This is a genomic window from Candidimonas sp. SYP-B2681 (assembly GCF_003971065.1).
Classification (GTDB): Bacteria; Pseudomonadota; Gammaproteobacteria; order Burkholderiales; family Burkholderiaceae_B; genus Pollutimonas.
In genome coordinates, this window is sequence record NZ_RYDV01000001.1 from 15,948 (window position 1) to 30,130 (window position 14,183).

At 54.4% G+C, this 14,183-nt stretch carries 16 protein-coding genes; 13 read left to right on the forward strand and 3 right to left on the reverse strand.

Annotation, left to right across the window (positions count from 1 at the left end):
- Positions 1-59 precede the first annotated feature (59 nt).
- The gene (locus EKL30_RS00095; RefSeq protein ID WP_126705953.1) at positions 60-1,232 is read right to left on the reverse strand and encodes an MFS transporter; all 1,173 of its coding nucleotides are present in this window, start codon (positions 1,230-1,232) and stop codon (positions 60-62) included.
- A gap of 293 nt (positions 1,233-1,525) precedes the next feature.
- Between EKL30_RS00095 and EKL30_RS00100 the strand changes: the two genes are divergently transcribed.
- Complete coding sequence (locus EKL30_RS00100; protein ID WP_126705182.1) at positions 1,526-2,887, forward strand: MFS transporter; 1,362 nt, start codon at positions 1,526-1,528, stop codon at positions 2,885-2,887.
- Between the two features lie 25 nt (positions 2,888-2,912).
- Here EKL30_RS00100 and EKL30_RS00105 read toward each other — a convergent pair whose 3' ends face one another.
- A complete protein-coding gene (locus tag EKL30_RS00105; protein ID WP_126705183.1) occupies positions 2,913-3,125 on the reverse strand; it encodes a hypothetical protein in 213 nt (70 codons plus the stop codon).
- A gap of 294 nt (positions 3,126-3,419) precedes the next feature.
- Here EKL30_RS00105 and EKL30_RS00110 point away from each other — a divergent pair, with 294 nt between their 5' ends.
- The gene (locus tag EKL30_RS00110; RefSeq protein ID WP_233582626.1) at positions 3,420-3,737 is read left to right on the forward strand and encodes a MatE family transporter; all 318 of its coding nucleotides are present in this window, start codon (positions 3,420-3,422) and stop codon (positions 3,735-3,737) included.
- A 67-nt stretch (positions 3,738-3,804) separates the two neighbouring features.
- Here EKL30_RS00110 and EKL30_RS00115 read toward each other — a convergent pair whose 3' ends face one another.
- Complete coding sequence (locus EKL30_RS00115) at positions 3,805-4,683, reverse strand: LysR family transcriptional regulator (protein ID WP_126705184.1); 879 nt, start codon at positions 4,681-4,683, stop codon at positions 3,805-3,807.
- 89 nt (positions 4,684-4,772) lie between these two features.
- On the opposite strand from EKL30_RS00115, the gene EKL30_RS00120 reads away from it, so the two are divergent.
- From EKL30_RS00120 to rbsK, 11 genes are all read left to right on the forward strand, one after another.
- Positions 4,773-5,651 (forward strand): CoA ester lyase, encoded by an 879-nt coding sequence (locus tag EKL30_RS00120; protein WP_126705185.1) that lies wholly within the window; start codon positions 4,773-4,775, stop codon positions 5,649-5,651.
- 33 nt (positions 5,652-5,684) lie between these two features.
- Complete coding sequence (locus EKL30_RS00125) at positions 5,685-6,695, forward strand: tripartite tricarboxylate transporter substrate binding protein (protein ID WP_199748442.1); 1,011 nt, start codon at positions 5,685-5,687, stop codon at positions 6,693-6,695.
- A 59-nt stretch (positions 6,696-6,754) separates the two neighbouring features.
- A complete protein-coding gene (locus tag EKL30_RS00130; protein WP_126705186.1) occupies positions 6,755-7,975 on the forward strand; it encodes a CaiB/BaiF CoA-transferase family protein in 1,221 nt (406 codons plus the stop codon).
- 175 nt (positions 7,976-8,150) lie between these two features.
- Positions 8,151-8,891, forward strand: coding sequence for a FadR/GntR family transcriptional regulator (locus EKL30_RS00135; RefSeq protein WP_126705187.1), 741 nt, complete (start codon positions 8,151-8,153; stop codon positions 8,889-8,891).
- A gap of 43 nt (positions 8,892-8,934) precedes the next feature.
- The gene (locus tag EKL30_RS00140; protein WP_126705188.1) at positions 8,935-9,840 is read left to right on the forward strand and encodes an NAD(P)-dependent oxidoreductase; all 906 of its coding nucleotides are present in this window, start codon (positions 8,935-8,937) and stop codon (positions 9,838-9,840) included.
- Positions 9,837-10,517, forward strand: a complete 681-nt coding sequence (locus EKL30_RS00145) for an amino acid ABC transporter permease (protein WP_199748443.1) — start codon at positions 9,837-9,839, stop codon at positions 10,515-10,517. Before EKL30_RS00140 ends, EKL30_RS00145 begins: the two co-directional genes overlap by 4 nt.
- A 9-nt stretch (positions 10,518-10,526) precedes the next feature.
- Complete coding sequence (locus EKL30_RS00150) at positions 10,527-11,183, forward strand: amino acid ABC transporter permease (protein WP_126705189.1); 657 nt, start codon at positions 10,527-10,529, stop codon at positions 11,181-11,183.
- A complete protein-coding gene (locus EKL30_RS00155; RefSeq protein WP_233582628.1) occupies positions 11,176-11,931 on the forward strand; it encodes an amino acid ABC transporter ATP-binding protein in 756 nt (251 codons plus the stop codon). Before EKL30_RS00150 ends, EKL30_RS00155 begins: the two co-directional genes overlap by 8 nt.
- Before the next feature lie 36 nt (positions 11,932-11,967).
- The gene (locus EKL30_RS00160) at positions 11,968-12,771 is read left to right on the forward strand and encodes a transporter substrate-binding domain-containing protein (protein ID WP_126705190.1); all 804 of its coding nucleotides are present in this window, start codon (positions 11,968-11,970) and stop codon (positions 12,769-12,771) included.
- 33 nt (positions 12,772-12,804) lie between these two features.
- A complete protein-coding gene (gene rpiB / locus EKL30_RS00165; RefSeq protein ID WP_126705191.1) occupies positions 12,805-13,248 on the forward strand; it encodes a ribose 5-phosphate isomerase B in 444 nt (147 codons plus the stop codon).
- Positions 13,249-13,256: 8 nt separating this feature from the next.
- Positions 13,257-14,183 carry a ribokinase gene (gene rbsK / locus EKL30_RS00170; RefSeq protein WP_126705192.1) on the forward strand — a complete coding sequence of 309 codons (927 nt, stop codon included), beginning with the start codon at positions 13,257-13,259 and terminating at the stop codon, positions 14,181-14,183.

Below are 14,183 nucleotides of genomic sequence, written 5' to 3' on the forward strand. Positions count from 1 at the left end.
AAATCCTATGCCCTAAGAAGGGGCCGATACCATTGGCCTCCTGACATGCTGCTCGCTGATTAGTTTCCCGGCGAGGGTACTGGCTGAGTGGTATGGGCAGCCCAGGTCAGAATCGCCGTCACGGCGGTCATGCTGGCGCTAAAGATCATGATGGCATAGGCCAGGCCCAGGCGATCAGATAACCAGCCCATGCCCAGTATCGGCACAATAGTGCCCAGATAGCCGACGATCATGTATGAGGACAGCAGGCCGGCGCGGCTTGCCGGCGTTGCCATTTTGTTCACCAGCGACATCCCGGCCAGGTTTGCCAGCCCATGGCCTAATGCGGTCGTCAGTGCGCTGAGCATGAAAAGCCAGATCAAGCCTGTATAGGTCGTGGCGATGAGTAGCAGGTTGCTTACTACCAGGGCGCCATAGCCGGCGACCGCATTCATTTTGTTTGGAACGCGTCTTGCCGCTAGCTGAAAGGTAGACGACAGAAACAGAATCGCTGCAATCGACGCCCCGCTTGCAGCCGGGCCGTGCCATGAAAGGATATCTTGCATGAAGCTGGGTGCCAACGATGCATAAAGGCTGAACATGCCGAAGGCGCTGAAGGCGCCCATGCTGCCAATCCAGAAAGGGCGGCTCAGGGCGCGTGGCGGCATCGTTATCCGTGGCAGCAATTGCGTGAGCCAGTCCTTGCGGTGGTGTGCGCTTGCAGCCGGTGTCGATAAGGGCGGGATCCTTATCGTGAACAACGCGTAGATGGCAATCAGGCCTAGCAGCAACGAGGGAAGGTAAGCGCTAAAAAGGGGTTTCGGAACCCATTGAGCAATCAACCCTCCCACCAAGGGGCCTAAGCCAAAACCCAAGGTCATGGCGAAGGTGGTTATGACAGCAGCGCGTTTGACATCCCCTGCTCGACTAAGTTGCGACATGCCGATAGAGGCTGACGTCGTGATCAGGCCGGAAGCCAGTCCGATGGCAAGGCGGCTGAGCATGAATGATTCGGGATTCCACGCCACCATCGAGAGCAGTACACCCAAGGTCACTACGATCAGACCCGCGCGCAGCATCGGCAGAAAGCCAAATCGATTGGTGAGCCTTCCCAGAAACAACAGGCTTGCCAGTACCCCGAACATGTAGATAGTGAAAATGACGGTGATGTCGCTGGCCTTGAGATGCCAGACATCTTGATACAGCGGGTAGAGGGGGCTGGCCAGCGCGGTGCCCATGACGCCCACGCACATTGCGAAACACACACGTGCCATGGGAGACCATTGAACTGACATAGGGAAAAGGTAAGACTTAGATGCTGCCGAGTGCAGAATTAGCGCGCGACATGGGTGAGGTCAAAATACGTCGATGTGACGGCCTATTCTACTCCCCGACAATATCCCTGCGGCCGAAGCTGACGCTCGGCGGAGCGAGTCGTTCTGCCGTGACGTACAATTTCCTATTGCCCGCATGGGGACGAGCTGCAGGATCCGATTAGATCCTTGGCGCTTGCCACGGCGCGGGGCCCGCCTGAATTGTTGAATTTATGTCTGACACTACCACTACCACTGCACCGTCCCAAACGCCAGTCAATCGACCTTCGCGCGTCATCTTGGCCAGCCTCATTGGGACTACCATCGAATTCTACGATTTCTACGTCTACGCGACGGCCGCCGTGCTGGTTTTTCCTCATTTGTTCTTCCCTACTGGGAACGAGACGACCGCTCTGTTGGCCTCTTTCGCGGTGTTCGGGGCGGCCATGGTTGCCCGTCCCCTGGGCGCGATTTATTTCGGCCATCTCGGCGACAAAGTCGGTCGCAAGGTGACGCTTGTGGCAGCCCTTCTTACTATGGGTATCGCGACCGTCCTCATCGGCCTGCTGCCGACTTATCAGACCGTCGGCTGGCTTGCTCCCTTGCTGCTGGTCATACTTCGCCTGGCGCAGGGCTTTGCCATTGGGGGCGAGTGGTCGGGAGCGGCGTTGGTTGCCACCGAGAACGCGCCCAAGGGCAAACGCGCCTTGTATGGCACCTTTCCGCAGCTGGGTGCGCCCCTCGGCTTTATTATTGCGAACGGTCTGTTTCTGATTGTGGCGGCTATGCTGCCTTCTGATGACCCGTCTCGTCCGTCGGATGCATTCCTGGCGTGGGGGTGGCGCATTCCGTTTATCTTTTCAGCGGTAATGGTCATCGTGGGTCTTTGGGTACGCCTGACCCTGATCGAGAGTAGCGTCTTCACCAACGCTGTGTCCGCTGGAAAAGTGGTAAAGCGACCGCTAGGCGAGGTGGTTCGCAAGCACTGGAGGGAACTCATTCTTGGCACCTTCTACATGCTGGCAACCTACGTGCTGTTCTACCTGATGACAACGTTTTCGCTAAGCTATGGCCGCGCTCCGACTGACCCAGGGCCGGGCCAGCTGGGCGGTTTAGGCTATGGCTACAACACCTTCGTGCTGATGTTGATTGCAGGTGTACTGTTCTTCGCAATTTTTACGCTGGTGTCGGGCCCTTTGGCCGATAAGTTCGGCCGGCGCAAGACGTTAATTGTCGTCACCCTGGGCATTATCCTGTTTGGATTGGTTTGGGAACCGATGCTGGGTGCTGGCTTTATAGGGGTCATGCTGTGGCTGATCATCGGCTTTATCCTGATGGGTCTGACGTTCGGGCCTATGGGCGCCTTGCTGCCCGAACTCTTTCCTACTCATGTGCGTTACACCGGTTCGGGTATTTCCTATAACGTTTCATCAATTCTTGGCGCTGCGGTGGCTCCGTTCATTGCGGTTTGGCTGTGGAGCATGGCAGACGGAAGCCCGGCCCTAGTCGGTATTTACTTAACCGTCATGGGCCTGATTACGCTGATGGCACTAGTGCTCGGTAAAGAAACCAAGGATGTGGAAATCGATTCGTGATGGTATCCCGCGCGATGCAAGGGATTCAGTCGTTGAATCCTTGTTTCCCGTTCATTCGTTCAATATTTCTTGCTTCCAGTAGTGCTTCGAGCGCTCGTTGAAGAATGTGCTCGCTATCTTGTGGCTCGTCCGAGCGTTGCCGCCACAAGAAATCAAGTACGCCAATTCCAATGATCACCATCGGGCTGATAAAGAACAGGATAGCCCAGTCGACCTTATTCCAATCCACGCCTTCCATGATTTTCCCCTTTGACGTCGCGTATTAACTTCGTAGGTTCGGTAGCTTGTGAGGTCTGCGCCGGAAATCCTCCGACTGGATTCCCGGCCATGCAGCATCGCCGCCTCGATTAGGTTTCGTTGAAAAGATAATGCACGCGCGGATGCCATTGAAATATTCCGCTGCATTGGCGAACGTTGCAACAGTCTTTTTGGCCCCTTCCAGTTTCGGCTTTGCCGCAGTAAATAGTGCTGCGGTTTCCTGGCCCGGCGCTTGCTGTAGTCGCATGTCAGGTGTTTTTTTGGAGATCGCATTATGGTTAAAGACAAAGATTTGGAATTGGCACAGCAAAGTCGCGAATTCGAGGAAGAAGTCAGCTTAGTAAAGACCGGCAGAACAGAGCCTGTCTTGGGGCCAAGTGACTCTTCTGACTCGGGACAAGATATTCCGCTGGGCATGCCGGATACCGACAGCGACAGGGAAAATACGGGCGAACGGCCACAGGTCGAGAATACCGGCGAGGAACCGCTGAACGAGGATATCGAAGCCGACAAGATCGTATCCGAAGACGACGTCGGCCTTGCACGAACGCCGCCTGATCCTGAGCGTAATGGCGGCCTGGATGAGCGCTAGAATGTTGTTGACCTGAAGACTCAAACTGAACCGGCCCCTGGGCCGGTTCAGTCTTTATAGTGAATGTCTATTTAGAGGCGTCGTATTCTTCTATGGCCGCCTTTAAAAAGACTTCCACCAATTGAAGCCTTGGCGAGGACCGAGACCAAATTAGGCCGAAACGCCGGGGAGCACAAGGGCTGGGAAGCGGAATACTTAGTACATTGAGGCCTTGCTTCCAAAGGTGCCAGGCATGGGGAACAATTGCCACACCCAGCCCTTTGTTCACCATCAACGCAATAGCCTCAATAGAGGCAAGCTCGAACCGTTCTTTGGGAGCGATGGCAGCATTTTTTAGATATTCTTCTATTTGCTGGCCCACCCAAGTGCCTTTGTCGTAACGGATAAAGGGCTCGTGCTTCAACAAGTCATGTGCATCCTTGCCTTGGTGTCTGGCCGATGCCAATAAAACGAAATGCTCTTCACTCAACAGGCGCCAGCCTAATCGTTTAGGAAGCTCAAATGGCGGCTCCAAGGCAATGGCGGCATCAAGCTCATTGTTCTCAACGCACGGATAGAATTCGCTGGATAAACCGGGGCGTATGGAAACTTGCAAGGACGGGTATCGGTCGATCAGCATGGCCAAAATATTTGGGATTGTGCTGATCAATGACGTGTTGCCCGCGCCCAGCCTGAGCTCGCCTTTTATTTCCTGGGTGTTAGCCAATGCGCTTAACGAATCGATGTCGTCCAAAATTTTCTGTGATGTCTCCAGAATGCGAAAACCGGCATTGCTCAAGTGCACCGTTTTTCCTGACCGCGATATAAGGGTTGTTCCCAGCTCGCCTTCTAACGCTTTCATCTGCTGAGCCACTGCGCCGTGCGTGATATTCAGGCGTCGCGCGGCTTCGGCCATTGAACCGTATCGGTGCACGGCCAGTAACGTGTTCAGAAATTTGCTGTTCATAACGATAGAATATATATCTTTTGACGGTAGCGAACAATACGCTAGGCTTGGTAGGTGTTGTGCATAATTGCCTTACAAGGAGATTAATAATGCGCAGCAAATTATTTGTACCCGCTTCGCGGCCCGAGCTGTTCGCTAAAGCACTACGTAGCCAGGCCGATGCGATCAGTTTTGACTTGGAAGACTCGGTCTTGCATGACCGCAAGGGCTATGCTCGCGACGAACTAACCAGGCTATTTGATAGCAGGGCGTTCGCGCAAACAAAACATGAAACGCGCAAGACCATAATCGTTCGAATCAATCCGCTGGGCTCCGACTATTTTGCCGACGACTTGAAGGTCGCCTGCCATGCCAACGTCGATATTATCAATATGCCTAAAATCGATTCGGCCGAAGACGTCCTGAACGTTGTCGAGCTACTGATCAAGGCCGAGGACGCCGCGAATGCGGCATCGAACAAGAAGTCAAACATAAAAATACTGGCCAATATCGAGACACCTCTTGCGCTTCATAATGCAGCTGGCATCGCATCAGCTCACCCCAAAGTTTGGGGGTTGCAGTTGGGCTTGGGGGATCTGTTCGAGCCTTTAAGCATTGGCCGTTACGACGCGCAGAACGTGCATGCGGCAATGTTCGCCTTGCGTATGGCGGCAGCCCGCGCGGATTGCATCGTCTATGACTCGGCCTATGCCGATGTGGCCAATATCGACGGCTATCGTCAAGAGGCCCTGCAAGCCAAGAGCATAGGCTTTCTTGGCAAAACCTGCATACATCCTAGTCAGATAAATGTCGCCAATGACGTGTTCAGCCCGACTCAGCAAGAAATCGCCTGGGCTGAGAAAGTGGTCGCTGCGTCGGCGAAAAATGATGTCAATGGGGCTTACCTCGTTGACGGAAAAATGATTGATGCGCCATTTGTTGCTCGGGCTCAATCAATAATTAATCAGGCGAAAACACGCACGACGTAAGCGCGTCGTTAATCGCCCTATCGGAGACAAGACATGACAAAACAAGAAATAGTACCGAAGAATAAATGGCCGGCCGGTTTCGCCAGTGCGCTGCTAATGATGGCTGTAGCCCTTGGGCTCGCACCAGCCGCCCATGCCGCGGCATCCTTTCCTAATGGTCAGCCGATTACCTTGGTTGTGCCGTATCCGCCGGGCGGCTCTAACGATTCGTTTGCGCGCGCCGTTGGCGCCAAACTGGGCGCGTTACTCGATACTTCGGTGGTAATCGTCAATAAAGGAGGGGCAGGGGGGTCGATCGGTACCGCCCAGGTCGCCAGGGCGAAGCCCGATGGTTACACGCTGGTAGCGGTTTCTTCCAGCTTTACAACGAACGCAGCGATACAGGAAAACTTGCCGTTTGACGCTGAGAAAGATTTCAAAGCGGTGGCGTTGATGGCAAAGGGTCCCTTTATCGTCGCTGTGAAAGGCAGCTTGCCGGTGAAAACAATGGCCGATTTGATTGCCTTGGCGAAAAAAGATCCAGGTGGGATCAACTACTCATCCTCTGGGCCTGGCAGCAGTAATCAGTTCGCGACCGAAATGCTCAATTCGGCAGCGGGAATCAAGATGACGCATGTGCCGTACCGCGGCATGGGACCGGCAACCGTGGCATTGATGAGCGACCAGGTGGATGTATTGGTCGCCAGCGGTCCGTCAATTCTGCCCGCCATCAACACCGGAAAAGCCAGGGCTATCGCTATTACGAGCGCGAAGGCTAGCCCTATCGCTCCCGATCTTAAGCCGGTATCTGATGTCGTGCCCGGCTATGAATTCGGCTTGTGGTGGGGGATTCTTGCCCCGGCCGGCACACCCGAAGCCATCATCAACAAGCTGAACAAAGCAGTGCAAGACGTCGTGACTACGCAAGAAATGAAAGACTTTTTCGTCGGTGAAGGTGCAGAGTTCGCGACCGCATCGGCACAAGACTATCAACAAATGATCAAGGATGATCTTGTTCGCTGGAGGCGAGTGGCCGCCGAAAGCAACATTACCGTCCAAAAGTAAGGTCGCGTGGCGCCTGGTCGTCAGCGTAAGGTTCAAAGCTCAACAGAATGGGTCCGTCTATGCCAGTACAAAGTTCATCGCCGTTATCAGGCATTAAGGTTCTAGATTTAAGTGCTTATATAGCGGGCCCATATGGCTGCAGTCTATTGGCCGATTTAGGCGCGGAAGTTATCAAGATTGAACCGCCTGACGGCGATAACCTACGCAAGTATCCGTCTACCCTAGAGGCCGAAAGTCGTGCCTTTCTAGGGGTGAATCGGGGCAAGACCGGCCTATGTGTCGATCTTAAAAAGGACGCCGGCTACGACGTGCTTGTCAGGCTGGTGCAACAGGCCGACGTACTCGTCCATAACTTCAGGCCGTCAGTGCCGCCTCGACTGAAGATAGACTACGAGACTCTTAAGCGTATCAACCCGAGGCTGATCTACTGCTCTATGACCGGGTACGGAAAAACCGGCCCGCTGGCCGATAAGGCCGGTTACGACCAAGTGCTGCAAGCACGTAGTGGCATATGTTCGGCGCAGGGAAGTAAAGACCAGCCTGAAATTGTCTATGGCTCTGCCGTCGACTATTACGCCGCGTCGATGGTTTCCACCGGCGTAACCGCCGCGCTGTATCAACGCGAACGTACGGGGCAGGGTCAAGAGGTTAGCGTGTCGTTGCTGGGTAGTGCACTTGCCATGCAGTCCGCGCGCCTGATCATGACCGAGGACGAGCCTAAGCATATTGATCGTGATATGCGGTCGGGCGGCATTACCGGCATCCATCCGACTCAAAGCGGGCACCTTTATATATCCGCCAATACACCCCACTTCTGGAATGCTTTATGCACGTTGGTCGGTGTGCCAGAACTCGCTCGCGATGAAAGGTATGACTCGGTGAAGAAACGGGCTAAGCACGCTGATGAGCTCGTCCCCATTATTCGCAGGGCACTTCAGGCAAAAACGGCGATGCAATGGGAGGAGTTATTTGGCGTATCGGTGCCATGCTCTGCAGTTCGGCATGTCGAAGATATGTTCGATGACGTACAGGTGTCCGAACAAGGGTTTGTTGTCGAGCTCCATCATCCCAAAGTGGGCCACTATAAAGGCATCGCGAAGTTGATCAAGTTTAGCGGTGAAGCGACTGGAGTCCCCACGTTTGGGGCACCCACGTTGGGCCAGCATTCGCAAAGCATTCTGCGCCAATTGGGCTACAGCGACGACCAGATCCAGCTGGCGTTACGTTCGGGCGCGGTGGTCGATGGCGGCGTTGCCGTCGATTCTGCCGCCATAAGATAGCCGCTTGTTCGGCAGGTCTCGGAAATCGGCAATTAGCTTGTCTACCAACAGCGAAACCCACGGCTACGGGCCTCCATGACTTTCCAGGCACAGTCTTGTACGAGCCAAAGTGCCGTCAATGACGCGGGTATTCCATGATGTTTTCTCTGGATAGGCCTGTGGTAAAACCACAGGCATGACCGGAGCCACAACGATTCTTCGAGCCCAAGACGAGGCCAAGCAAGGTTACGAGAAAGTTTTTCTTTTTCTGCGAGAAAAACTTCTTGGTGGCTCGCTTCGTCCCGGCGACTTGCTGCTTCCCGAGCGGGAACTGGCCGAACACCTGGACGTCAGCCGCCCCGTCGTTCGCGAAGCGCTGCGCGCTTTAGCCATGATGGGTGTGGTGGACATCCGCGAAAGGGTCGGTACGTTCGTGAAGAAACCGGATGCGTCCGTTCTGGGTGATATTTTCGCGTTTACGCTGGCACAAGATGGTGGTCTTATTGAAGACATCATGCAGGCACGAATTGCTATCGAATGCCAAGCCATTCGCCTTGCCTGTCAGCGAATAACGCCGCAAGATCTTGAAGACATCAGCCGAGCGCTTCAACTTATTAAAACGACCATTGATTCGCCGCAAGATGGCGGCATGGCCGACTTCGAGTTCCATTCTGCGATTGTGCGCGCCAGCAAATCAGAAACACTGATCAGCATGTACAAGGCCATGCATCCCTTGTTTATCCGCCTGCACAAAGAAAGGCGTGAGGTCGTCGACGTGGATCCCGATCTCAAGGCGCAGATTATCGAGGATCATCGAAAAATATTTCGTGCATTGGCCGAGAAAGACGAGCAGGGTGCTGATGAACAGCTCCGTATCCATTTTCAGATCGGGGATGAAAGACGATACAAGGCGACCTTTAAAACAGCATTGATATAACCCGCGCCGGGGCTGCGTCCCGGCAAGGAGACAAGTGCGAAAGATGATAAGAAAAGTAGGTTTCATCGGCTTGGGCACGATGGGCCAATGGATGGCGGCCAACCTTATCAAGGCGGGCTTTCAGCTCATCGTCCACGATGTGGCGTCCGAGGCTGTTGCGAAAACCGTCGAGGCGGGGGCTGCCGCTGCGGACAGCCCGGCAGAAGTCGGCAGGCAGTCGGATGTGGTCATACTAATGTTGCCCAATACGCCCGATGTACAGTCGGTGCTGTTCAGCAACGATGGTCTGATTCACACCCCGCCGGCGAAGCGCTTGATCGTCGACATGAGCACGATCTCCCCGGTGGCTGTGCGTCAATTTTCCGCCGACCTTGCTGCGAAGAAGATCGCGTTCCTGGATGCTCCGGTATCGGGAGGCCCCACAGGCGCGCGCGACGCGAGCCTGACCATCATGGTCGGAGGCGACTCGGATGCATTCGAAATGGCCCGACCGGTACTGAACGCTCTGGGGACTAGCGTTACGCACGTCGGAAACGCAGGTGCAGGCCAAACATTAAAGCTGTGTAATCAGTTGATATGTGGCGTTAATATTCAGGCCATTTGCGAGGCGCTGGCATTGGCACGAGCGTCCGGGATAGATCTAAGTTTATTGCGCCAGGTCTTATTGGGCGGATCCGCAGTGTCCTGGATGCTAGACAAGCTTGGCCCCGCGATGATAGATCGTGATCCCGCGGCCGGATTCCGCATAGACTTAATGTTGAAGGATTTGAAGCTGGTACAGGAACTGGCGTTTGAGTTATCGGTGCCCCTTCCGGCAACGGCGCTGGTGACGACGCAGTATCTGGATGCGCGGGCGCATGGTGAAGGGTCAAACGGTAATCAGGCCCTGTTCACCGTGTATGACCGCAGCTCGAATCAGGCTGGACCTCCAAAGAGGGCGTCTGAATGATAGGGCTGGATTTTTCAGTGGTGTTTGAACGTTGGGACATGATCCTTCAAGGCATGTACCTGACCATGCAGCTGACCGTGGTCGCAACGGCTTGCGGGTTTATTCTGGGCACCTTTTGCGCCATCGGAAAACGCGGAAAAATCGTATGGCTACGCAAAGTATGCAGCTTTTATATTGAAGCCATCCGGAACACGCCTTTGCTGGTGCAGATTTTTCTGGTGTATTTCGGCTTGTCTAATATGGGATTGTCTTTGCAAGCCATTACGGTGTCCATGGCGGCGCTAACCATCAACGTGGGTGCCTATTCGGCGGAAATCATGAGAGCCGGGTTCGATTCTATCGAAAAAGGCCAACTCGAGGCGGCCGAAACCTTGGGGCTGACGAGGCGGCAAGTGTATTGGCATGTGATATTGAAGCAGGCTTTAGAACGGGTATATCCGGCACTGACCAGTCAGTTCGTGCTGCTGATGCTGGCTTCGTCCATTTGTTCGCAGATATCGGCCGAGGAATTAACCGCGGTTGCGAACTTCATTCAGTCCGATACCTACCGGCCATTCGAAACCTACATCGTGGTGGGCATCCTATATGTTTTCTTGTCGATTCTTTTAAGGCTTGTGTTCTGGATATTGGGCCTCGTGATTTTTCCGCGGCGTAGAAACCTTCAGGCGTTCATCTAGAGGCGGCAAATGGGGCAAAGTTTCGCAGTTGGATATCTGCTGTTTCTGGCCAAGGGAGCGTTGTGGACCATAGGCCTCTCGACGATCGCCTTGATCGGCGGCGGCGTGCTGGCCTTGATCGTCGCGCTGTGCCGAATTTCGGCATTGCGATGGCTACGGCTTACTACGGCGCTGTACATACAGCTTATTCAGGGCACGCCCGTACTCGTTTTGATGTTCCTGATGTATTTCGGACTGCCATCGATAGGGCTATCTGTTTCGCCTCTTTTGGCCGCATCGGTATCGCTGTCGGTATACGTTTCCGCATACTTGGGCGAAAGCTGGCGAGGTGCCATACAGTCTGTTCCTAAGGCCCAATGGGAAGCCGCTGAGTGCCTGGCTTTATCACGGTGGCAAAGAATGACTAAGGTGGTGTTGCCGCAGGCGGTCAGAATTGCCACGCCGCCCACCGTCGGGTTTATGGTGCAGATTATAAAAAACACGTCGCTGGCCTCGGTGGTGGGCTTCGTCGAACTGGTCAGGGCCGGGCAAATTGTGAATAACACCATTTTCCAGCCTTTCTTTATCTACCTGCTTATCGCTATTCTTTATTTTTCGATGTGTTATCCCTTGTCTATTTTCAGTCGAAAACTTGAGGCCAGATCCGGAGAAAAATCTTATGCATAGCGTTATGGACGAAATCGGCCGCGAAGTGGTGGTCAGCCTCAAAGACGTGCATAAAAAATTCGGCAATACCGAAGTCCTTCGGGGCGTAAGTATGGACGTCGTCAAAGGCGAAGTCGTCGCCATTATCGGGAAAAGCGGGTCGGGAAAAAGTACGGCACTTCGTTGCATGGATCTCTTGGAATCCATCAACGGAGGAACCATTACCGTGTGTGGGCACGAGGTTCACCGCCCCGGCGTGGATCTCAAGTCCCTTAGGCTGGACATCGGCATCGTGTTTCAAAGCTATAACCTGTTCCCGCATCTGACAATCGAAGAAAACGTCATGCTCGCGCCGACTGCGGTTAAGAAGATTCCAAGAAAAGAGGCCCGCGATCTGGCTCACCGGGTATTGGGCCAGGTGGGCTTAATAGACAAAGCCAGGCAATATCCCGAACATCTATCGGGCGGTCAACAGCAGCGGGCGGCCATCGCCCGATCTTTGGCGATGGAACCCAAAGTAATGCTCTTTGACGAGGTAACCTCGGCCCTTGATCCACAGCTCACTGGAGAGGTGCTGCGGGTCATCGAGGATTTAGCTACCAAGGGCATGACCATGATTATGGTCACTCATGAAATGAACTTCGCGCGCAAGATCGCCGACACCATCATTTTCATGAATGAAGGCAAGGTTTGGGAAAAGGGGGGCGCCAGCATTCTGACGAATCCCCACACCCCAGAGCTAAGGGAGTTTTTGCAAAACGAACTCTAAGACGTTATCTCAGCCGTTAAATCCAAAGGAGATGTAATGATGAAAAAAACAACTATCGCGGCCTCGATGCTGTGCATGCTTGGGATATTCGCCGCGGGCGGGGGCGTTGCCCATGCCGATGTGTTGGACAATATCGAAAAGAACAAGGTGATTCGTATATCAACCGATCTTGGCATACCGCCGGCGGGCATGATGAGCGCCTCGATGGAGCCCATCGGAGCCGATGTTGAAGTAGGAAAGCTTTTGGCCAAAGACTGGGGAGTGAAATACGAGCTTATCCAGACGACTGGCGCGACCCGTATCCCCAATCTGCAAACGGACAAAGCCGACATCGTCGTATCGACCTTGTCGGTGACGCCGGAACGCGCAAAAGTGATCGATTTCTCCAAGCGTTATGCCGTACTGCAGTCGGTCGTGGCGGGCTACAACGACATACCGGTCAAAAGTCTCGAGACCCTGAAAGGCCATACCGTGGCGGTAACCCGCGGAACCACGCAAGATACTGAATTGACCCCGCAAGCTTCCAAGTACGGGTATACGGTCGCTCGATACGATGATGACTCTACCCTGGTGACCGCGGCCGTCAGCGGTCAGGCGAAAATGGTCGCGACTTCGCAATCGCTGGTCGCACAAATCGACAAAAAAATAGGCAAGAACAATTTCAAGCCGCTATTTGTGTTGCGGAATTTCGATTTGGCGATTGGCGTTAAAAAGGGTGAAGCCCGGCTACTGGCCAAAGTCAACGAGTGGGTCGAGGCCAATCTCAAGAACGGCAAGCTTAACGAGATCTACAAGAAATATTACGGTACCGAACTGCCCGAAGACATGCGCGGGTCGTGATAAGTTTGTTCAATACTTTTTGGGATGTGCATCATGCGAATTGTTATCGGTTCTGATCATGCCGGCTGGCTCTTGAAAAAATCCGTGATGGACATGGTCAAAAGCCTGGGCCACGAGGTTGTCGACGTTGGCAGTTTCAACGACGCTCCTGTTGATTTCCCTGATATTGCCAAACAATTGACGGACCAGATCAAGTCGGGCTCTTCCGACCGGGGCATCATGGTTTGCGGCACTGGCGTGGGCGCCTCGATTGCGGCCAATAAAGTCCGAGGCATCCGGGCGGCCGTTTGTCATGATGTGCACTCGGCACATCAATGCGTTGAGCATGACGACGTCAATGTCATGTGCATAGGCGCTCAGATTGTCGGGCCGTGGTTGGCGAATGACCTGGTGTCCGCGTATCTGGATGCCACGTTTTCCACCGACGAAGATTGCAGGCGTCGCGTGGAGAAGCTCCATGAAATGGATAGGACATAGGAGTCGAATTGTCTACCACGCGCCCTAGAATTTTCGTACTTGGCATATATGCTGCCGACCTGGTGTTCACCGGAAGCCGGATGCCGGCGCCCGGTGAAACCGTCACCGCGTCTAATTTTTTGCGCGGGCATGGCGGCAAGGGGTCGAACCAGGCGATTGCCGCTGCCAGGGCAGGAGCCGACGTATCGTTCTTTACGTTTATCGGCGACGACGCCTTCGGACATGACGCCGTTGAACTCTGGCAGCATGAAGGCGTCCGCAGTAAAGCGGTGGTGATACCGACGCAAGCAACCGGTGCAGCCGGCATTTTCGTGGACTCCCGAACCGGGGGCAATGCCATCACGGTATTCCCCGGGGCATCAAGATTAATGCTGCCGGTCGACGTCGATAAGGTCGAACCTGATATCGCCGAATCCGACGTTTTTGTCGTTCAGTTGGAGCAGCCGGTGGACGTGGCCCGGCGCGGACTGGAACTGGCTCGTAGACACCGCGTGACGACCATCTTGAATCCCGCGCCCGCTCTCAGCTTGCCTGACGACGTTTTCCCACTGTGTGACTTCATACTTCCCAACGAAACCGAAGCTGGCCTTTTGACCGGAGTTTCCGTAGGTACGTTCGATGAAGCAGAAAGGGCGGCTCGCATGCTTCTAAAAAAGGGTGTGGGCAACGTCATCATTACCCTGGGCGAAAAGGGTGCGCTGTATTGCGGACCGACTCAGACTTTCCTGGTAGAGCCCGTAGGAATGGGTCCATGCGTGGATACCACCGGCGCCGGGGATGGGTTTACGGCGGGTTTTGCAGTGGGTTTGGGCAAGGGCCTATCGTTGCCCGAAGCATTGAAATTCGCGGCAACGCTCGCCGGGATTTCGGTTACCCGGCATGGCGCGGCGGCTTCCATGCCGACGTTGACCGAGATCGAAGTGGCGTTGAAATAA